Annotated in this window: 17 protein-coding genes; 3 read left to right on the forward strand and 14 right to left on the reverse strand. The window is 64.0% G+C overall.

The genetic code is table 11. The features are described from left to right. The first annotated feature begins 16 nt into the window (after positions 1–16). Entirely contained in the window at positions 17–1,216 is a 1,200-nt protein-coding gene (locus ACSQ3O_RS22390; protein WP_436140533.1) for a ribonucleotide-diphosphate reductase subunit beta, read from the forward strand. Positions 1,217–1,400: 184 nt separating this feature from the next. Continuing rightward, positions 1,401–1,988, forward strand: a complete 588-nt coding sequence (locus ACSQ3O_RS22395; RefSeq protein WP_137745834.1) for a histone — start codon at positions 1,401–1,403, stop codon at positions 1,986–1,988. Positions 1,989–2,151: 163 nt separating this feature from the next. Here the strand turns inward: ACSQ3O_RS22395 and ACSQ3O_RS22400 are convergent, their stop codons facing one another. From ACSQ3O_RS22400 to ACSQ3O_RS22430, 7 genes are all read right to left on the reverse strand, one after another. Then, positions 2,152–3,048, reverse strand: a complete 897-nt coding sequence (locus tag ACSQ3O_RS22400; protein ID WP_298449601.1) for a carbohydrate kinase family protein — start codon at positions 3,046–3,048, stop codon at positions 2,152–2,154. Positions 3,049–3,080: 32 nt separating this feature from the next. Further along, positions 3,081–4,715: a DUF3426 domain-containing protein gene (locus tag ACSQ3O_RS22405; protein WP_436140534.1), complete on the reverse strand. Its 1,635-nt coding sequence runs from the start codon at positions 4,713–4,715 to the stop codon at positions 3,081–3,083. 220 nt (positions 4,716–4,935) lie between these two features. Continuing rightward, positions 4,936–5,838: a 50S ribosomal protein L11 methyltransferase gene (prmA, locus tag ACSQ3O_RS22410; RefSeq protein WP_436140535.1), complete on the reverse strand. Its 903-nt coding sequence runs from the start codon at positions 5,836–5,838 to the stop codon at positions 4,936–4,938. Positions 5,839–5,913: 75 nt separating this feature from the next. Beyond that, the gene (gene accC, locus ACSQ3O_RS22415) at positions 5,914–7,263 is read right to left on the reverse strand and encodes an acetyl-CoA carboxylase biotin carboxylase subunit (protein ID WP_137745830.1); all 1,350 of its coding nucleotides are present in this window, start codon (positions 7,261–7,263) and stop codon (positions 5,914–5,916) included. 7 nt (positions 7,264–7,270) lie between these two features. Next, positions 7,271–7,723, reverse strand: coding sequence for an acetyl-CoA carboxylase biotin carboxyl carrier protein (gene accB / locus ACSQ3O_RS22420; RefSeq protein ID WP_137745829.1), 453 nt, complete (start codon positions 7,721–7,723; stop codon positions 7,271–7,273). A 160-nt stretch (positions 7,724–7,883) separates the two neighbouring features. Beyond that, positions 7,884–8,480, reverse strand: a complete 597-nt coding sequence (locus ACSQ3O_RS22425) for a TlpA family protein disulfide reductase (protein WP_436140536.1) — start codon at positions 8,478–8,480, stop codon at positions 7,884–7,886. Beyond that, the gene (locus ACSQ3O_RS22430; RefSeq protein ID WP_436140537.1) at positions 8,477–9,076 is read right to left on the reverse strand and encodes a hypothetical protein; all 600 of its coding nucleotides are present in this window, start codon (positions 9,074–9,076) and stop codon (positions 8,477–8,479) included. Before ACSQ3O_RS22430 ends, ACSQ3O_RS22425 begins: the two co-directional genes overlap by 4 nt. A 205-nt stretch (positions 9,077–9,281) precedes the next feature. Here ACSQ3O_RS22430 and mpl point away from each other — a divergent pair, with 205 nt between their 5' ends. Then, entirely contained in the window at positions 9,282–10,703 is a 1,422-nt protein-coding gene (mpl, locus tag ACSQ3O_RS22435) for a UDP-N-acetylmuramate:L-alanyl-gamma-D-glutamyl-meso-diaminopimelate ligase (RefSeq protein ID WP_436140538.1), read from the forward strand. Between the two features lie 63 nt (positions 10,704–10,766). Here the strand turns inward: mpl and ACSQ3O_RS22440 are convergent, their stop codons facing one another. The 7 genes from ACSQ3O_RS22440 to ACSQ3O_RS22470 form a co-directional block, all read right to left on the reverse strand. Beyond that, the gene (locus ACSQ3O_RS22440; RefSeq protein WP_137745825.1) at positions 10,767–11,078 is read right to left on the reverse strand and encodes a hypothetical protein; all 312 of its coding nucleotides are present in this window, start codon (positions 11,076–11,078) and stop codon (positions 10,767–10,769) included. A gap of 119 nt (positions 11,079–11,197) precedes the next feature. Next, positions 11,198–12,319: a 3-deoxy-7-phosphoheptulonate synthase gene (locus ACSQ3O_RS22445; protein ID WP_137745824.1), complete on the reverse strand. Its 1,122-nt coding sequence runs from the start codon at positions 12,317–12,319 to the stop codon at positions 11,198–11,200. Between the two features lie 288 nt (positions 12,320–12,607). After that, complete coding sequence (locus tag ACSQ3O_RS22450; RefSeq protein WP_298449608.1) at positions 12,608–13,144, reverse strand: hypothetical protein; 537 nt, start codon at positions 13,142–13,144, stop codon at positions 12,608–12,610. Between the two features lie 105 nt (positions 13,145–13,249). Beyond that, a complete protein-coding gene (tldD, locus tag ACSQ3O_RS22455) occupies positions 13,250–14,734 on the reverse strand; it encodes a metalloprotease TldD (protein WP_298449610.1) in 1,485 nt (494 codons plus the stop codon). Positions 14,735–14,822: 88 nt separating this feature from the next. Further along, positions 14,823–15,164 (reverse strand): YegP family protein, encoded by a 342-nt coding sequence (locus ACSQ3O_RS22460; protein WP_298449612.1) that lies wholly within the window; start codon positions 15,162–15,164, stop codon positions 14,823–14,825. 143 nt (positions 15,165–15,307) lie between these two features. After that, on the reverse strand, positions 15,308–16,480 hold the full coding sequence (gene rodA, locus ACSQ3O_RS22465) for a rod shape-determining protein RodA (RefSeq protein ID WP_436140539.1): 1,173 nt from the start codon (positions 16,478–16,480) through the stop codon (positions 15,308–15,310). A gap of 50 nt (positions 16,481–16,530) precedes the next feature. Next, entirely contained in the window at positions 16,531–18,969 is a 2,439-nt protein-coding gene (locus ACSQ3O_RS22470; RefSeq protein WP_436140540.1) for a protein kinase domain-containing protein, read from the reverse strand. Positions 18,970–19,091: the final 122 nt, after the last annotated feature.

Genomic DNA, 19,091 nt, shown 5'->3' on the forward strand with positions numbered 1-19,091 from the left:
GAACACTGGAAAATCTATGTTGTCCTGGGACGAAGAAGTCAAGCCCTCATCGCAAAATCAACTGGACGGTGGACTGAACAAGAGCCACCCGGCGGAACAGCCGCCCCTGTCTTTCCAGACCCCCACCTTGCAGGCCGTGCACGCATCCATGACTGCCTCTGCAACCACCCCGGCTACTGCAGCGGTGGCCCCCGCACATCGGCGCGTCAATGCGGCCGACAAGCGCATCATCAACGGCCAGACCGACGTCAATCAACTGGTGCCGTTCAAGTACAAGTGGGCGTGGGAAAAGTACCTTGCCACCTGCGCCAACCACTGGATGCCGCAGGAAGTGAACATGACGCGCGACATCGCGTTGTGGAAGGACCCCAACGGCCTGACCGAAGACGAGCGCCGCATCATCAAGCGCAACCTCGGCTTCTTCGTGACCGCCGACTCGCTGGCCGCCAACAACATCGTGCTGGGTACCTACCGCCACATCACGGCGCCCGAGTGCCGCCAATTCCTGCTGCGCCAAGCGTTCGAGGAAGCGATCCACACGCACGCCTACCAGTACATCGTGGAGTCGCTGGGTCTGGATGAAAGCGAGATCTTCAACGCCTATAACGAAGTCCAGTCGATCCGTGACAAGGACGAGTTCCTGATCCCCTTTATCGAGGCGATCATGGACCCCAACTTCCACACCGGCACGCCCGACACGGATCAAACGCTGCTCAAATCGCTGATTGTGTTTGCCTGCCTGATGGAAGGCCTGTTCTTCTACGTCGGCTTTACGCAGATCTTGGCGCTGGGCCGCCAGAACAAGATGACCGGTGCCGCCGAACAGTACCAGTACATCCTTCGCGACGAATCGATGCACTGCAACTTTGGCATCGACCTGATCAACCAGCTCAAACTCGAAAATCCTCACCTGTGGACCGCAGAGTTCAAGGCCGAGATCAAGGCGCTGTTCCTCAAGGCCGTGGAGCTGGAGTACCGTTATGCCGAGGACACCATGCCACGTGGCGTGCTGGGCATGAACGCCTCCATGTTCAAGGGCTACCTGCGCTACATCGCCAACCGCCGCGCGACGCAGATCGGACTGGAGACGCTGTTCCCCAACGAAGAAAACCCGTTCCCGTGGATGAGCGAGATGATCGACCTGAAGAAGGAGCGCAACTTCTTCGAAACCCGGGTTATTGAATACCAGTCCGGTGGTGCGCTGTCCTGGGACTAGCACCCGTTCGCATCACACCACCATGGATTTTTACACCACGCTCCTCACAGAAAGCGCCCCAGAGCGCCGCCGTGGAGGGCGTTCCCGTGTTCATGGAGATGGAGTTTTCATCCATCTCCATGGATCGCTTTCTGTCCACAGCAGACAGAGAGTGCTCTTTGCAAATTGACCCAAGGAGAACATGATGGCAACTGCGAAAAAACCGGCCGCTAAGAAGGCAGCCCCCGCGAAAAAAGCTGCAGCGGCAGCAAAACCTGTAGCAGCGAAGAAAGCTGCACCTGCCAAAAAGGCAGCAGCACCGGCAAAGAAAGCCGCTCCCGCCAAGAAGGCCGTAGCAGCGAAAAAGGCCGCGCCTGCCAAGAAGGCAGCAGCACCGGCAAAGAAAGCCGCTCCCGCCAAGAAGGCCGTAGCAGCGAAGAAGGCCGCACCTGCCAAGAAGGCAGCAGCACCGGCAAAGAAAGCCGCTCCCGCCAAGAAGGCCGTAGCAGCGAAGAAGGCCGCACCTACCAAGAAGGCAGCAGCACCGGCAAAGAAAGCCGCTCCCGCCAAAAAGGCTGTAGCAGCAAAGAAGCCAGCAGCGCCCGCCAAGAAGGCCGCTCCTGCCAAAAAGGCAGCCGCGCCCGCCAAGAAGGCCACCGCCAAGGCCCCCGCCAAGAAAGCTGCACCGGCCAAGAAGGCCCCCAAGGCGCCTGCCCCTGCGGCCGCTCCAGCCGCACAAACCACCCTGAATCCTCAGGCGGCTTGGCCGTTCCCTACGGGCAACAAGCCCTGATCCTGGCGTATCACACGCTCAACCCGGTGCCTGTGCACCGGGTTTTTTTATGCCTGCACTGGACTATGGATGGACAAGAGGCCAACGACCAGGAACGAACAGTGGCAGCAGACCCCAAAAGACATACCGAGCCTGAGCAGTCAGCGGCCCATACCAGCATCCATCACTCCACCACAAAGTCCAGCGTGTAGTTCTGGGGTCCACGCTGTGCGATTTTCAGGGCCCCGACACGGTTACCCAACTCAGCACAGCGCGCCAGCGTCCACCCCTTCTCCAGGCCAAAGAGCAGCGCGCCACGCCAGGCATCGCCACACCCCGTAGGGTCCACCACCTGTGCAGGCACCACGGGGGGAACATGGGTCTTTTCTCCCTCGACCCACACCTCGCAACCTTCGGCCCCCAACGTCACCACCAGACCTTTCACCTTGCGCGAGATATCGGCCAGGGTCCAACCCGTGCGATCGCACAGCATCTTGCCTTCATAGTCGTTGACTGTCACCCAGGACGCCTGCTCAATAAACTGCGCCAACTCTTCCCCACTGAACATGGGCAGCCCCTGTCCGGGATCGAACACAAAAGGAATGCCCGCCGCCACGAACTGAGCAGCATGCTGAAGCATGGCATCGCGCCCATCCGGCGCAACAATCCCCACGCTCGCCCGGGTGTCTGCATCAATGCGATTCTCATGCGCCTGCATCATGGCGCCCGGATGGAAGGCCGTGATCTGGTTGTTGTCGCGGTCCGTCATGATCATGGCCTGCGCGGTATAGGTGTCCTGCACCTGGCCCACATAGCGGCAACTGATGCCCAACGATTCCAGGCGTTGCAGATAGTCGGCCCCATCGCTGCCCAGCATGGCCATGGGCAAAGGTTCACCACCCAGCAGTTTGAGGCTGTAGGCAATGTTGCCCGCACACCCACCGAAATCCCGGCGCAGCGAAGGCACCAGGAAAGACACATTGAGAATGTGCAACTGGTCGGGCAGGATCTGCTCAGCAAACCGCCCCTCGAAGGTCATGATGGTGTCGAACGCCAGGGAACCACAAATAAGGGCAGCCATAAAAATAAATCAGTCAGTCGGTTGGTAGAAATTCAGGGGTAAAACGCCAGCAGCCGGTACCCCGCGACACGCGCGCCGCCAGTGGTCACGATCACAGATACCGATGTGCTCCACTCGCCGCGTGCGGGCAGTTCAGCCGGAGCGGCCATGTCCGCCGGCAGCAGCACCCGGCGCAATACAGGCTGGTCCTGCGCATCGGTCAAGGTCAACTCCACGGCCGGCATGGCCAACGGGATATCAGCTTTGCTTTTCATCGCCAGTGCCAACTGGTAGCTGTCTCCCCGGGCCTTGTTAAAGGAAGAACTGTCGATCACCACATCGGCGATCTGGCGCTGTGGGGCGATCTCACACCGCAAGGGCTCGCACAACTGGAGCAGCCAAGGTCTCGCACGCGCGTCCATGGCAGCAATGCGGTCACGCTCCTGAATAGCCACCTGCAGCACCAAGCCCACCATCAAGACCAGCGACACAAGCACCAGCGCCGCTCGCACTGCAGGCTTGCGCCAGAAAGCCTTGCGCCGGGCGGCGACCACAAAGCTGACCTCAGGCTCTGCATCATGCCCCTCACCCTCTTCTTTTTCTTCCGCCTGGCTGGGCAGGGGCTTGCGCACGCGGGCCTGCAACACAGCGGCAGGGGAATCATCTGCCACCAGCTCCAATGTGGTCGCCGCCTCCTCCGCCACAGGCAGCTGCACAAAGTCCACCGAGGGCAGAGGTTGCGGCAGCAATCCAGGGAGCACAGGCGCTGCCGACGAGGCATCGGGCACAGCACCACGCAAGTCTGCAGGAGGTTCGGCAGATGCCGGTTCAGGTTCCGGCGATAGAGAATCCTCACCCTCACTGGCCGGGGTCTTGACGATTTCCGCCAGGGCCTTGTCTTCCCCGCGCTCATCAGGAATCACCTGCCCCACAGGCCAGACGGAATCATGCAGGTCAGCGGCCGGAAGCTCATATCCCCCGTGGGAAACCTCGGCAACCTTGGGCGCATCAACAACGCCGGGCACCAGCAAAGACGGCGCACCATCTTCGGCAGCGGCCTCTACAGCGGCATTCAACATCGGTTTGGCAGCAGCATCCTCTGTAACCGGAACCTGCAACGTTGGCTGTTCCCAAGGCGCAGCGGTGGGAGTGAGCACCTTTTCCGGCAAGGGCACCGAGGTAGACCGCCACGCAAATGGCGCGGTGGGCGCTAGGCCCAAGGCGTTTTCCTCGGGCACCTCTGCCCCTACAGCCAAGAATGCGGGCACGGTGGGCGCCGGAATGTCCAGCACAGGCATCGTCGGCGCCAGAGGTGCAGCAGCCACAGACGGCGTGGCAACGGCATGACGCCTGCCGTCGTCGGCACGCGCAATGAAGCGCGCCTCGTCATCGACCGCTGGAGCCTCCCGGACACCCCCACCTAACGCGGGAGGAACCGGCGGGGCCGAACCGCCCCCCCAGGCGCGTCCTGCATCGGCTTTGCGAACCGCAGAGGCTGGAGCTGGCCGCACGTCCGTGAGCGACACGTCCGGCAAAAGTGCGGGCGGCGCCACAGGCAACAAATGCGCCGAGGCGTCAAACACCTCCTTGCATTGCCCACACCGCACCCACCCCTCCGAGATGCGCAATTGGTCCGCCACGACCTTGAAAGAGGTGGCGCAGGACGGGCAGCGAGTGATCTGGCTCATCAGCGGTGGATTGTAGGGGCCGCGTTGTCACTACGGCCCAGGCATAACACGCGCAGGCTCAGCAGGCGCGAATGAGTCCGGCGAGCCCGAGCAGGCCGCCAAACCGTGCCCGATCCAGGGGCAAAGCACAGCCATAGCGCGGGCTATGGCGAGCATTGGCAACAGCGGACGGGTGTGTTTTGGCGGGATGAGCGGGCATGGCGGGTTCCTCCACACCGTCTCAGCGCTGGGCGGTCATCAGGATCCAGCCATCTTCGGTATCTGCCACTTCCAGCCGAACCCATGGCGCATAGGCTTCCTTGAGTTCGTCTGCCTGGCGCTCCAGAATGCCTGCGAGCACCAGGTGCCCACCCGGCGCCACATGGGCACACAACAAGGGCGCCAACACCCTCAAGGGGGTAGCAAGAATGTTGGCCAACACCGTCTGGTATTCGCCCCGCGCCTTGTCGGGCAGGCCTGTGTTCAGCTGCACGCCGTTGGCCTGCGCGTTCTGGGCGGCGGACTCCACGGCAGCGGGGTCAATGTCCACAGCATCAATGTCCGTAGCGCCGAACTTGGCCGCACCAATGGCCAGAATGCCGGAGCCGCAGCCATAGTCCAGCACCCGGCCAAGCGGGTTGCCCGCCCCCGGCTGCACTGCCCCATTGCGCGCAATCCAGCGCAGGCACATGCGTGTGGTGGGGTGGGTGCCGGTACCAAAGGCCAGACCCGGGTCCAGGCGGATGCTGCGCACGGCCTGCGCGGGCAGCTCGTGCCAGGTGGGAACGATCCAGAAATCCGGCGTGATGTCCACCGGGGCAAACTGCGACTGTGTGAGCCGCACCCAGTCCTGCTCGGCGACCTGCGCCACACCCAGCACCTGACAACCCACAAAGAAGTCCTGGACCACCAGCAGCTGCTGCGCTTCGCGCGCCGCCACCTCGGACGGGAACAGCGCCACCACACGGCTGCGCTGCCAGCCGTCCTTGGGTGGAGGCATGCCCGGCTCGCCAAACAGCGCCTGCTCGGCATCTGTCTGGGCGTCGGCATCTTCTACCGACACGCTCAGCGCATCGAGCGCATCCAGCGCGTCGCTGACCGGCTCGATACAGTCCTCGGGGCACATCAGACTCAGCTCAAACATGGAACGCCTCTCAGAAAAATGAAATGCTGACCCCTGTTGCCAAGGGCCAGCATGTGAAACTGCCAGGTGCCGTCTTCAGCGCTTGTGCTGCGACAGCCACTCTTCCAGGTAGTGGATGTTGGTGCCACCCGCCATGAACTTGGCGTCCACCATCAGTTCGCGGTGCAGCGGCACGTTGGTGTTGATGCCTTCGATCACGGTCTCGGACAGCGCCGTGCGCATGCGGGCCAGGGCCTGCTCGCGCGTGTCGCCGTGCACGATGATCTTGCCAATCATCGAGTCGTAGTTGGGCGGCACGAAGTAGTTCGAGTACGCATGCGAATCAACACGCACACCAGGGCCGCCTGGTGGGTGCCAGGTCGTGATGCGCCCGGGCGATGGGATGAACTTGTACGGGTCTTCCGCGTTCACGCGGCATTCGATCGCATGACCGCGAATCTCGATCTGGCGCTGGGTGAAGGGCAGCTTCTCGCCGGCCGCCACCATGATCTGCGTCTTCACAATGTCCACGCCGGTGATCCATTCGGTCACCGGGTGCTCCACCTGCACGCGGGTGTTCATCTCGATGAAGTAGAACTCGCCGTTTTCGTACAGGAACTCGAACGTGCCCGCGCCACGGTAGCCGATCTTCTTGCAGGCGGCTACGCAACGCTCGCCGATCTTCTCGATCAGCTTGCGGGGGATGCCGGGGGCTGGCGCCTCTTCGATCACCTTCTGGTGGCGGCGCTGCATGGAGCAGTCGCGCTCGCCCAGATACACCGCGTTGCGGTGCTTGTCGGCCAGGATCTGGATCTCGATGTGGCGGGGGTTCTGGAGGAACTTCTCCATGTACACCGCAGGATTGCCAAACGCAGCACCCGCTTCGGCCTTGGTCATCTGCACGGCATTGACCAAGGCAGCCTCGGTGTGCACCACGCGCATGCCACGGCCACCGCCGCCGCCTGCGGCCTTGATGATGACCGGGTAGCCAATGGCCTTGGCGATGCGGCGGATCTGCACCGGGTCATCGGGCAACTCGCCCTCGGAGCCCGGCACACAGGGAACGCCCGCGCGAATCATCGCCTGCTTGGCTGAAACCTTGTCACCCATCGTACGGATGTTGTCAGGCGTGGGGCCGATGAACTGGAAACCGCTCTTTTCCACGCGCTCGGCGAAGTCGGCGTTCTCGGACAGGAAACCGTAGCCGGGGTGGATGGCTTCGGCATCGGTCACTTCCGCCGCCGAAATGATGGCCGGCATGTTGAGGTAGGACAGCGGCGAGGGCGCGGGGCCGATGCACACCGCCTCTTCGGCCAGCTTGACGTACTTGGCGTCGCGGTCGGCTTCGGAATAGACCATCACGGCCTTGATCCCAAGTTCGCTGCAGGCGCGCTGAATGCGAAGGGCAATCTCCCCTCTGTTTGCGACCAGGATTTTCTTGAACATGCGCGCCTTATTCGATGACGAACAAAGGTTGTCCGTATTCCACGGCCTGGCCGTTTTCACCCAGGATGCGAGTGACCGTGCCCGACTTGTCGGCCTCGATCTCGTTGAGGATCTTCATAGCCTCGATGATGCAGATGGTCTCGCCTTCCTTGACCTGACTGCCCACTTCCACAAAAGGCTTGGCGCCCGGGCTGGACGAGCGGTAGAAGGTGCCGACCATGGGCGATTTGACGATGTGGCCTGCGGGGGCTGCCGGCGGGGCTGGCAGCTCCGCCACCGGGGCAGCGGCTGCAGGTGCAGGGGCCACAGGCGCCTGCATGGGGGCGGGGACATACTGCTGAACCACGGCGCCACCGCTCTTGACGATGCGGACTTTGCCCTCGGCCTCCGTGATTTCGAGTTCGGACACATTCGACTCGGACACGAGATCGATGAGGGTTTTGAGTTTTCGCAGATCCATGGAAGCTCCAACGGCTATAAAACTGAATAGGGCGCGAATTTACTCCAATTTCACCCTATCGCAGTCTTCCACATCCATTTTCCATGAACTTCATCATGGAAATAGTCAGCCTGGCCTCCAGTAACAAGCGCCTACAGAGGAGGCGCAGAGGCCAATCGCCTCAACGCAAGGACGCCCACAGCTGCAAATCCTCGGGGGTCACCTGCCCCATTTTACGATGCAGCACCCGCCCGGCCCCACCCAGCACCACAGTGAAAGGCAAGCCACCAGTCAGGTTACCCAGCGAGCGCCCCAGGTCCGTCCCGCCCAATCCCGCCAGCCCCACAGGGAACTCCAGAGGAATGCGGGCCAGGAATTTGCGCACAGCCGAAGGCTGGTCAATGGCCAAACCCAGAACTTGCCAACCTTTGGCGGCATGTTCACGATAGAAGGCGTTGAGCATCGGCAACTCCTCCACACAGGGAGGGCACCAGGTGGCCCAGAAGTTGAGCAGCAGTGGCTTGCCGGAAAAAGTCTTGAGGGCGACCACACCCCCCTCCGGCTTTTCAAACTCCATACCCCACAGCGCCTGCTCCGCACCAGCCTCCATCGCGTGCGGCTGGAATTTCCACCACGCCAGCCCTGCGCCGCCCAGGGCTGCCGCCCCAGCCACACCGGCATACAGCAGGCGACGTCGAGTGGGCGAGGAAGCCTGAGGCAGCACGGCAGGTTGCCCAGACGCGGATTCAGGCAAATCGGAGGGAGTCGTCTTCGTCATGGGACAGGGGTTTCCTGGAGCAGGCGGCGCACAGCCGTCATGTCGCCGCGCGGGATGCGGCCTTTGGTGTCGGGCTTCAAGGCCCCCCGCAAATCATCGAGGTCATAGATCAGCAGATGTACCCCGATCATCTCATTGAGTTCCGGCGACTTGCTGCCCAGACTCAGGGCCTCGACCGATTCACCATGAAAACCCGTCACCGTGCGGGGTTCATAGTCCACATGGTGGTCGATCAGCGCTATCTCAGCAGATTTGGGGTCATCACAGAACAACTGCAAATAAATATCCGACAAGCGCGTGGCAGTGCCGTGCCAGACAGCCCCCGCCAGATGCGGACGAAACGCCGCCATCCGCTCCATCCAGACCAGTGCCAGCTGGCGCAGCGCCCTCAACTCCCGCGGCTGCGTGTCGGCGCAGAAGAGCTCGATGTACTCCCGCACCGCCGTTTCCACCAGATCGTTGTCGGGCAACGGGGTACGGGCAGGCAGCCCCATCTGGCGCAGGGCCCGGCGCTTGGCAGGCCCCCATTCAAGACCTTCCTCGACCACCAGGCGCGCCGTGGTGTGGGCGATTTCTTCACTCAAAGGTGTGTGCATGAAAGTGGAAGACAGCGGAGGAGCCCGCATTGTGCGCGCGATCCATGACGGGCCGCTCCGCCCCCTGCACAAGGCCCACGAACACCCCGGAAGCGAAATACCCAATTGCTATATTTTTTATAGCTTTTAGGGCATGCCTAGCGCGCGCAGAAAGGCATTTTTACCAATATTTCTCAGTATCGCGGCGGCTTTAGAATCAGCGCCCATGCACATACACATACTAGGCATCTGCGGCACGTTCATGGGAGGCCTTGCTGCGCTGGCCCGCGAGGCAGGCCACAAGGTGACCGGTTGCGACGCGGGCGTCTACCCGCCCATGAGCGACCAGTTGCGGGCGCTGGGCATCGACCTGATCGAGGGGTTCGGCGCCGACCAGATGGCGTTGCAACCCGATATTTTCGTGATCGGCAACGTGGTCAGCCGCGCAAGGCTGCCCGACGGCACGCCCAAGTTCCCCCTCATGGAAGCCATTCTGGACGCAGGTCTGCCCTACACCAGCGGCCCCCAGTGGCTGGCCGAACATGTGCTGCAGGGACGCCACGTCATGGCCGTGGCTGGCACCCATGGCAAGACCACCACCACGTCGATGCTGGCATGGATTCTGGAGAGCGCGGGCCAGCAGCCCGGTTTCCTGATTGGCGGCGTACCGCTTAATTTCGGCCTGTCGGCCCGATTGGGTGCCGCCCGACGCCCCACGCCCGCCGCCACAGCTCTGGGCTCGACCCCCTTGTTCGTGATCGAGGCAGACGAATACGACACCGCTTTCTTCGACAAGCGCAGCAAGTTCGTGCACTACCGGCCCCGCACCGCCGTGCTCAACAACCTCGAGTTCGATCACGCAGACATCTTTGACGACCTGGCCGCCATCGAACGCCAGTTTCACCACCTCGTGCGCACCGTGCCGCCATCAGGCCGTGTGGTTGCCAACGGGCTGGAGGAGAGCCTCGCCCGGGTGCTGCACGCCGGGTGCTGGAGCGAAGTCACCAGCTTCGGCGCAGCGGTGAACGATTTCTATGGCATGGGCGACCCCCAGGCGTTTGATGTGATGCACCAGGGCCGCCGGGTGGCCCGCGTGGAATGGACACTCACCGGCGTGCACAACCAGCTCAACGCCCTAGCCGCCATCGCGGCTGCCCACCATGTCGGCGTGCCCCCCGAGCAGGCAGCCAATGCCCTCGCCACCTTCCAGAACGTCAAACGGCGCATGGAACTGCGTGGCACCGTGGGCGGCGTGGCCGTGTACGACGACTTTGCGCACCATCCCACCGCATTGCGCACCACCCTGGACGGGCTGCGCCGCAGTCTGGGCGCCAAGGCGCGGATCCTGGCCGTGTTCGAGCCCCGCAGCAACACCATGAAGCTGGGCGCCATGAAAAGCCAGCTGCCCTGGGCCCTAGAGCCCGCCGACCTGGCGTTCTGCCACACAGCAGGGCTTGACTGGGATGCCGCACAGGCCTTGGCCCCCCTGGGCGTGGGCCCGGGCCAGCGTGCCCAAACCGCCGCAGACATCGACACCCTGGTGGCCCAGGTGGTGCAATCAGCCCGGCCGGGGGATCATGTGGTGTGCATGAGCAACGGCGGGTTTGGAGGCATCCACGCCAAATTGCTGCAGGCGCTCCCAAAGTAGCCGCAGCTAGCGCCCATCCACTCCGTCAGAGCACCACGGCCCAGGCGGCCGCCAAAGACAAAATCAGAATGTCACGGCCATGCCCGGCACATCCACACGCACGATAGGTCTGGCGAGCGCAGCGCTGGCGGCGCGTGCAAAGTTGCGCGACCAGTCAGGGTCTTGCATCAGCGGCGCCCCGGCGGCACGTGCCACGGTGAGCACCTTGTCGGCCAACAGCACCTTGCCGCTCGCACGCAGAGGCTCGCAGTCCAGCGAGATGAACTGCTCATCCAGCCAGCGCCGCCCGGCCTCATGCCCCATGGGCTCAGCGCCCGCGAGGTCAAAACGGAATTCTTGATTCCCGGTCAGCTTGACCGACACTTCGCTGTGCATGGTGGTTTGCCTTTCTTCTGAAATCCACAGGCCCATTCAGAAGGCCTGCTGAAGCCGGGACTGCACGGGAATGTGCAGCCTCACAGGCCTCAGTTTAGGGCCAGTTGCTGTGCTGGAACTCAGCGAGCGCGGCGGGCTTTCACGGCATCGGACAGCTCGGCCAGGGCCTGCAGCGAATCGTCCCAGCCCAGGCAGGCGTCAGTGATGCTCTTGCCATACTCCAGCGCACCGGGCTGATCCTTGCCTGGAGTGAACTTCTGCGCGCCCGCCGTGAGATGGCTTTCGATCATCAGGCCGAACACGCTGCGCGAGCCACCGGCCAATTGCGCCGCCACGTCACGCGCCACCTCAAGCTGTTTTTCGTGCTGTTTGCTGCTGTTGGCGTGGCTGCAGTCCACCATCAACGTGGCGGGCAGCTTGGCGGCTTCGAGGTCCTTGCAGGCTGCGGCCACACTGGCGGCGTCGTAGTTGGGCGTCTTGCCGCCGCGCAGGATCACGTGGCAGTCTTTGTTGCCCTTGGTGTTCACGATGGCGACCTGGCCATTCTTGTGCACCGACAGGAAGTGGTGGCCCCGGCTGGCCGACTGGATGGCGTCGGTGGCGATGCGGATGTTGCCGTCCGTGCCGTTCTTGAAACCGATCGGCGCCGAGATGCCGGAGGCCAGCTCGCGGTGCACCTGGCTTTCGGTGGTGCGGGCACCAATCGCGCCCCAGCTGATGAGGTCACCGATGTACTGGGGCGAGATCACATCGAGGAACTCGCTGCCGGCAGGCATGCCCAGGCGGTTGATCTCGATGAGCAGCTGGCGCGCAATGCGCAGGCCTTCGTCAATGCGGTAGCTCTCGTCCAGATAGGGGTCGTTGATCAGGCCCTTCCAGCCCACGGTGGTGCGTGGCTTCTCGAAGTACACACGCATCACGATTTCCAGGGTGTCGGCGTACTGCGTGCGCACGGCCATCAGGCGGCGGGCGTAGTCCACGGCGGCAGCGGGATCGTGAATGGAACAGGGACCGATGATGACCAGCAGGCGGTCATCCTTGCCAGCCATGATGTTGTGGATGTTCTTGCGGGTCTGGGTGATCAGCGTCTCCACCGGCGTACCGCCGATGGGGAAAAAGCGGATCAGATGCTCGGGAGGAGGCAACACGGTGATGTCCTTGATACGTTCGTCGTCGGTCTGGCTGGTTTTTTCGACGCTGCGGTACCAGGCATCGCTGGCGGGGGTGTTGGAGACCGTCATGGTTGCTTCCTCGTGGAGTGAAAGTTGTGGTGAATGAAGAAAAACGGGAGGGCAGAAAAACAAAAACCGCCGGGCTTTGCAGCGTCGGCGGTTGGTATGGGGAGGTTGTGTGTGCTTGCGCGTTTTCCTCTCATCCGCCGGGGACCGAGATAAAAAACCAAAAATAAAACGCGCTGCGAACTTGCATGGCAGCCAATGTAGCACAGGTGTGCGGCAGTGCAGCAACCCTAGACTGTTGCGATTGCACGACAAACAGCGCCAATTCGGGCCCGAGGCTCAAGACCTGGTTCAGCGCCAAAGGCCGTTCAGCCAGACGCGCGCACGCTGCAGCGCTGACAACTTGCGCGGCGGTGCATCCTGCAGGTCGCTTTGGGGATCGCTCTGGTGTTCGTACATATCGACCAGCAGGAGCGCTTCTCCCAGCGTGCGCCAGGCCAGGAGTTCAAAGTGATCAAAACTCGCGCTCTCGCGGGTGCTGCGGCGTTCCAGCATCTGTTGCCAGTCGGCAATGGCGTTGCGCAAGTCCCGCAATGCGCGCTGGTAAGCGCCAAATTCATACAGCGCATGCCAGGCAGACCCCAGACCGGTCAGAAACAGCTGGTGCTCGCGCGCACAGTGCGACAGGGTGACAACACGCCGCGTGATCTCCGCCGTGTCGGTGCTGGTGCGGCGCGCGCGGACCGCCTCGTCGATCTGCATGGACAACGCCCCCAGGCTGTCACGCAGCTGGCGTGAGTCCTCGTCGGCCACGCCCTCCCGCAGAAAACGGCTGATGTCCCCAAACGACTGGAGTGTCAGCAGTTGGCTGGGACGCGTGGCAGGCATGGTGATTGCATTTTGCGCTGCCTGCGGGCCGGCGCAGCGCTGGGCATGCACAGCAGGGCAAGGATGGTGGGAGCGCGCAACACATGGGCGCCCTCAGGGCCAGAATCAGGCCGTGCCACCCACCGTCAACCCCTCGATGCGCAGGGTGGGCTGGCCCACGCCCACGGGCACGCTCTGGCCTTCCTTGCCGCAGGTGCCCACGCCGCTGTCCAGGCGCATGTCGTTGCCGATCATGGTGACCTTCTTGAGCGACTCGGGGCCACTGCCGACGATGGTGGCGCCCTTGACGGGGTACTGGATCTTACCGTTTTCGACCCAGTAGGCCTCGCTGGCCGAGAACACGAACTTGCCCGAGGTGATGTCCACCTGGCCGCCACCGAAATTGCTGGCGTACAGGCCCTTCTTGATGCTGGCGATAATTTCCTGCGGGTCCTTGTCGCCGCCCAGCATGTAGGTGTTGGTCATGCGTGGCATGGGGATGTGGGCGTAGCTCTCGCGACGGCCGTTGCCGGTGGGCGCCACGCCCATCAGGCGCGCGTTGAGGCTGTCCTGGATGTAGCCTTTCAGGATGCCGTCCTCGATCAGCACGTTGCGCTGGGTCGCATGGCCCTCGTCGTCCACGTTGAGCGAGCCCCGGCGGTCGGCGATGGTGCCGTCATCCAGCACGGTCACGCCCTTGGCTGCAACCCGCTGGCCAATGCGGCCGCTGAAGGCGCTGGAGCCTTTGCGGTTGAAATCGCCTTCCAGGCCATGGCCCACTGCTTCGTGCAACAGGATGCCGGGCCAGCCCGAACCCAGCACCACCGTCATCTCACCCGCCGGTGCAGGGCGCGATTCGAGATTGACCAGGGCCGCGTTCACGGCCTCGTCCACGTACTTGCCCATTTGCTCGTCGTCGAAATACGCGAGGCCAAAACGCCCGCCGCCACCGGCCGAGCCCATTTCGCGGCGGCCGTTCTGCTCGGCGATCACCGTGACCGACAGGCGCACCAGCGGGCGCACATCGGCGGCCAAGGTGCCATCGGCACGCGCCACCAGCACCACGTCATATTCGCTGGCCAGCCCCGCCATGACCTGGGCCACGCGCGGGTCCTTGGCGCGGGCGCGCTGCTCCAGCCGCTCCAGCAACGCGACCTTGGCGGTGCTGTCGAGCGAGCCGATCGGGTCCACCCCCGGGTACAGGCTGCGGCTCAATGCTACTTTTTTAGAAGCAATCTTTGCTTTACCAGCGCGCGCAGAGGCCGAAATAGACCGCACAGTGCGTGCAGCATCCAGCAGCGACGCCTCAGAAATGTCGTCGGAATACGCAAAGGCCGTCTTCTCGCCGCTGACGGCGCGAACGCCCACGCCCTGGTCGATGCTGAAGGAGCCCGTCTTGACGATGCCCTCCTCCAGGCTCCAGCCTTCACTGCGCGTGTACTGGAAGTACAGGTCTGCGTCGTCCACTTGGTGGGCGCGGATCTCGGCCAGGGCACGGGCCAGGTGGCTTTCGTCGAGGCCGAAGGGGGTCAGCAACAGTTCACGGGCAACATCGATGCGCTGGCTGGTTGCCGCGCGCTGGGGGGCGGCAGTGGGGGTGCGGAAAGTCATCGGGGCATTTTAGGCGTCTGGCCATGCCCGCACGGGCGCAGGGGCACGGGCGGCGCTCCGTGCCCGGCGCGCGCATGGCGCCAGCCCCTCAACCGGCCGCTGTGAGGTCGCTGGTGGGCGCGCCAGGTGCGTTCTGCTGGACGGACTCGATGCCCGCGTCGCGCGCCTTTTCTCCTGAGTACATCTGGCTTTGGCCGATCACCTGGCCATTGGCCGCCTTGAGCGTGAAGTAGGGGGAGCCGTCCTTGGCGCAGAGCCGTCCATAGCGGCCGTCGTTGGGCGCGTTTTTCTTGACGGACTCGATGCCGTTGAGCGCGCTGGCCTTGGAGTCGTACATCTCGCTGGTCAGGATGACCTGCCCGTTGCTCGCCAGAAGGTTGAACACAAACTTGTCGTTCTTGGACTTCTTCAGCTCGAACTTCGACGCCATGGGAGTACCTCCAGAGGTTGCCAAAACACGGTTGGCAGCCGCTTTGTAACCGGAAGGCATGGCGCACGCAACGCCGCACAAACCCCTGCGCAAGACCCGGCCATGAGCGCGCCTGCGGACCTGCTGGGGATGGAAATCAGCCCCTAAAGCGCCGCCCGGGGATCTTTGGTGTCCTGCTTCTGCGCTCGCGCCACCGACATCAGAATGCCCAGCGCCAGCCCCAGCGTGACCATGGCCGTGCCGCCATAGCTGATGAAGGGCAGCGGCACGCCCACCACGGGCAGGATGCCGCTGACCATGCCCATGTTCACGAAGGCATAGGTGAAGAAGATCATCGACACGGCCCCCGCCATCAGGCGCCCGAACAGGCTGGTAGCGCCCACAGCAATCGCCAGGCCGCGCCAGACCAGCAGCAGGAAGCAGACGATCAGGAACAGGTTGCCAGCGAGGCCGAACTCTTCGGAAAAAGCGGCGAAGATGAAGTCGGTAGTGCGCTCGGGGATGAATTCCAGGTGGGTCTGCGTGCCGGCCATGAAGCCCTTGCCCCACACGCCGCCGGAGCCGATGGCGATCATGCCCTGGATGATGTGGAAGCCCTTGCCCAGTGGGTCGCGGGTGGGGTCCAGCAGGGTGCAGACACGTTGCTGCTGGTAGTCGTGCAACAGCATCCAGCGCACCCCCTCGGCACAAAGCTGGTCGCCCAGCAGCACCAGGGTGAAGATGCCCACGCCGCCAATCACGACCGGCGGCAGCACCAGCTTCCAGGACAGGCCGGCAAAGAAAATCACCGACAGACCCGCCGCCAGCACCAGCAGCGAGGTCCCCAGATCAGGCTGCTTCATGATCAGGCCCACCGGCACGGCCAGCAGTGCGCCCGCAGCCACAAAATCCAGCGGGCGCAGTGCGCCTTCGCGTTTCTGGAACCACCAGGCCAGCATCAGGGGCATGGCAATCTTGAGGATTTCGCTGGGCTGGATGACGATGCCCAGATTGATCCAGCGTGTGGCACCCTTCTTGGTGATGCCGAACAGCGCCACGGCCACCAGCAGCACCACACCCGCCACGTACAGCGGCACGGCGCAGGCCATGATCTTTTGCGGTGGCACCTGAGACACTACAAAAAGAATAGCACCCGCGATCAGCATGTTGCGCCCATGGTCGACAAAACGGGTGCCATGGTCGAAACCGGACGAGTACATGGCCGTCAGGCCCGCGCAGGTCAGCAGGGCCACCACCACAATGAGGGGAAGGTCGAACCCACGGAACAGGGGAACAAGGCGCTGGGAGAGCGTGGGCTTTTCAAATACGACGGCCATCCCCCGATTATCGGATGGCCGGAGCCAGGTGGAACAAGCCCCCTGCGCCGTCACCCCGCCTGCCGGAAGGCCATCACCGCCTGGTTGCGGAGCGTGCGCAACAGGCCCAGGGCCTTGTCGTCCACCACGATGCCCCCTGCCACCGACTGGTCGGCGTAGATGAGGGCAAACGTCTGGCCCTTGATCTGCAGCGGCAGCAGCAGGAACGAGGGGGCGTTGAGCCCCGTGCGGTACCACTGCGGCAGGCGGGCCTGCATGCGGGGTTCGGTGGCGTCGTTGATCAGCGTATCGGCGCCGCGCAGGCAGACGGCGGCAAACAGGTCGCCCTGCACCTTGAGCGGCACCTTCATGGCGCGCACGGCGGCCTCACTGCCCTCGCCCAGGCCAAAACGGCCGGTCAGCACCTCCGTCTTGGGATCGCGCAGGCAAAACACCATGCGCCGAAAACCCAGCGCCCGGAACATGGTCTCCAGGATCATGCGCAGCACGTCGTTGAGCTGAAAACTCTCGACCATGGCGTTGGTGATGTCCTGGATGCCCGCCGCCAGCACTTCGTTGACCTGCGCCACCGACACCGCACCGCCCGCCTGCGATTCGAGCACGGCCGGCAAGGGCGGGGTTTCGCTGGGGCGCAGCTCGTGGGAGCCCAGGGCGTCCTCGGTCACTGTTTGAGCGCCAGCAGGCTGCGGCAGCCGCAGCAGCCGGGCAGCAGGGGTGTCGGGCGCCACCCGCAGGTCCAGCGCCTCGGCCAGCGCCACCAGCTTGTGGCGCGCACGCAAGGTGGCCTCGGCAATGGATTCGGCCGACAAGGCCAGGGTGCGGGCGTACCGGGTGCCGACCTGGCCCAGCTGGGCTTCCATCTGGGCGGGGTCGCCAAACAACAACGTGCTGGCCACCTCGTTGGCGGCCATGGCCGCCCAGCGCATGCGCTCCACACCCTGCTCGGGCGCGCGCTGCGTGGGCGACCCCATCGGTTTGCGCATGCAGCGCTGCAGGCTCTCGGGCAGGCCCCAGACGCGGGCCACACCCACGCCCAGGTCCTCAAACCCCAGCCCCAGCACTTGCAGAGCGGCCGACTCCTCGCCGCCCTCCATGCGCCCCGAGGCCACCAAGCTGCGCACCTGGCGCGCCTCTTCAGGAAAGTAGAACTCGCACAGCATGCGCCCCAGGTTCTGGAACATGGCACCGATGAAGGCCTCTTCGGCCGCCTGGCTGGCACCACACAGCTCGGCGGCGACCGAGCCCGCCATCATGGCGCGCAGGAACTCTTCGCGCATCTGGCTGGCGTGCTGTTTGTCCTGCATGTGGTCCAGCAGCACCAGGCTGAGCGCCATGTTGCGCACCGCATTGAAGCCCACCAGGCTCACCGCGCGCGATACGGTGCTGATGGTGCCCCGGCTGGCGTGGGCGTAGTGCACGCTGTTGACCAGGCGCAGCAGCTTGTTGGTCAGCGCCACGTCCTTGAGGATCTCGTGCGTGAGGTCGCTGATGCTGTCGTCTTCGGAGTTGGCCACGCGCTGGATGCGGGCCACCGAATCCGACAGCGCCGGGAAGTCGCTCTTGTGCCGCATGCGCCGCAGCAAAAAATCCAGCGTGGCATTGCTCGCCGCTGTGGGGGCGCTGGCCGGAGCCGCCCAGGCGCGCAGCGCGTCGCGGAACTCCGCCGCCGACATGTAGCGCTGGCCCGGGTCGCGCGCCATGCCGCGCTGCAGGATGGCACGCAGACCGTCGTCCACGCCCGGCCCCAGGTCATCGGGCAGGGCCAGGTCCTCATTGGCCAGGCGGTACAGCGCCTGCCAGGTGTCTTTCTGGTGGATCAGCGGCTTGCCCGAGAGCAGTTCAATCAGCACCAGGGCGGCGGAGTACACATCCATGGCCGGGGCGGGCGCTGCGCCTGCGGCGGCCTCCGGGGCCATATAGGCCGGGGTGCCGCTGGCCAGTTGTGCATCGGGCGCAGCCTGCACCGGGGCGGCCATGCCAAAGTCCATCACCCGCGCGTGGCGCTGGGCATCGACCATGACGTTGGAGGGCTTGAGGTCGCGGTGCACGATGCCCGCCTGGTGCGCGGCCTGCAGGCCATCGAGCACATCCACCATCAGGGCCACCGCATCGTGCGGCGTGCACCGCCCCTGCTGGGCCAGGTGTTCGGCCAGCGTGCGGCCGGGCACATACTCAAACACGATGTAGGGCTGCAGGCCCTGCACGTCGGCTTCGAACACGGGCACGATGTAAGGGTGGGCCAGGCGCCCCACATGGCGCGCCTCGCGCAGCCACTGCTCCAGCACCGACGGGTCCTGGTCCTGCAGGGGGCGCATGAGCTTGATGGCCACCTCGCGCTGCAGGCGCGGGTCCACCGCCAGCCACACCGTGGCCTGCGCACCCCGGCCCAGCTGCTTTTTCAGCTCAAACCGGCCCAGCGACGAGGGGGGCTTGTCGCCTGATCCCAGCGCCCAACGTCGGGTAGTGGAGAGCGGGGCAAAATCGGGCATGTGCAGGGAGCGAATCAAGGCGCCGCGCTGCATGGCGCCCCGTGGTTACGATTTGATACCTCCCATCTTATGCCTGCACCGCCCTGTCTGAAGCAGTGATTCCCCTGCCCCGCGTTTTTTCC

Origin of the sequence: Acidovorax sp. LjRoot74 (assembly GCF_964254355.1) — a bacterium.
GTDB lineage: Bacteria > Pseudomonadota > Gammaproteobacteria > Burkholderiales > Burkholderiaceae_C > Acidovorax.

Excerpts from the sequence above, each read along its gene's own strand:
- ACSQ3O_RS22390 (WP_436140533.1), top strand. The coding sequence starts at position 17 with ATGTTGTCCTGGGACGAAGAAGTCAAGCCCTCATCGCAAAATCAACTG.
- ACSQ3O_RS22395 (WP_137745834.1), top strand. The coding sequence starts at position 1,401 with ATGGCAACTGCGAAAAAACCGGCCGCTAAGAAGGCAGCCCCCGCGAAA.
- ACSQ3O_RS22400 (WP_298449601.1), bottom strand. The coding sequence starts at position 3,048 with ATGGCTGCCCTTATTTGTGGTTCCCTGGCGTTCGACACCATCATGACC.
- ACSQ3O_RS22405 (WP_436140534.1), bottom strand. The coding sequence starts at position 4,715 with ATGAGCCAGATCACTCGCTGCCCGTCCTGCGCCACCTCTTTCAAGGTC.
- prmA (WP_436140535.1), bottom strand. The coding sequence starts at position 5,838 with ATGTTTGAGCTGAGTCTGATGTGCCCCGAGGACTGTATCGAGCCGGTC.
- accC (WP_137745830.1), bottom strand. The coding sequence starts at position 7,263 with ATGTTCAAGAAAATCCTGGTCGCAAACAGAGGGGAGATTGCCCTTCGC.
- accB (WP_137745829.1), bottom strand. The coding sequence starts at position 7,723 with ATGGATCTGCGAAAACTCAAAACCCTCATCGATCTCGTGTCCGAGTCG.
- ACSQ3O_RS22425 (WP_436140536.1), bottom strand. The coding sequence starts at position 8,480 with ATGACGAAGACGACTCCCTCCGATTTGCCTGAATCCGCGTCTGGGCAA.
- ACSQ3O_RS22430 (WP_436140537.1), bottom strand. The coding sequence starts at position 9,076 with ATGCACACACCTTTGAGTGAAGAAATCGCCCACACCACGGCGCGCCTG.
- mpl (WP_436140538.1), top strand. The coding sequence starts at position 9,282 with ATGCACATACACATACTAGGCATCTGCGGCACGTTCATGGGAGGCCTT.
- ACSQ3O_RS22440 (WP_137745825.1), bottom strand. The coding sequence starts at position 11,078 with ATGCACAGCGAAGTGTCGGTCAAGCTGACCGGGAATCAAGAATTCCGT.
- ACSQ3O_RS22445 (WP_137745824.1), bottom strand. The coding sequence starts at position 12,319 with ATGACGGTCTCCAACACCCCCGCCAGCGATGCCTGGTACCGCAGCGTC.
- ACSQ3O_RS22450 (WP_298449608.1), bottom strand. The coding sequence starts at position 13,144 with ATGCCTGCCACGCGTCCCAGCCAACTGCTGACACTCCAGTCGTTTGGG.
- tldD (WP_298449610.1), bottom strand. The coding sequence starts at position 14,734 with ATGACTTTCCGCACCCCCACTGCCGCCCCCCAGCGCGCGGCAACCAGC.
- ACSQ3O_RS22460 (WP_298449612.1), bottom strand. The coding sequence starts at position 15,164 with ATGGCGTCGAAGTTCGAGCTGAAGAAGTCCAAGAACGACAAGTTTGTG.
- rodA (WP_436140539.1), bottom strand. The coding sequence starts at position 16,480 with ATGGCCGTCGTATTTGAAAAGCCCACGCTCTCCCAGCGCCTTGTTCCC.
- ACSQ3O_RS22470 (WP_436140540.1), bottom strand. The coding sequence starts at position 18,969 with ATGCCCGATTTTGCCCCGCTCTCCACTACCCGACGTTGGGCGCTGGGA.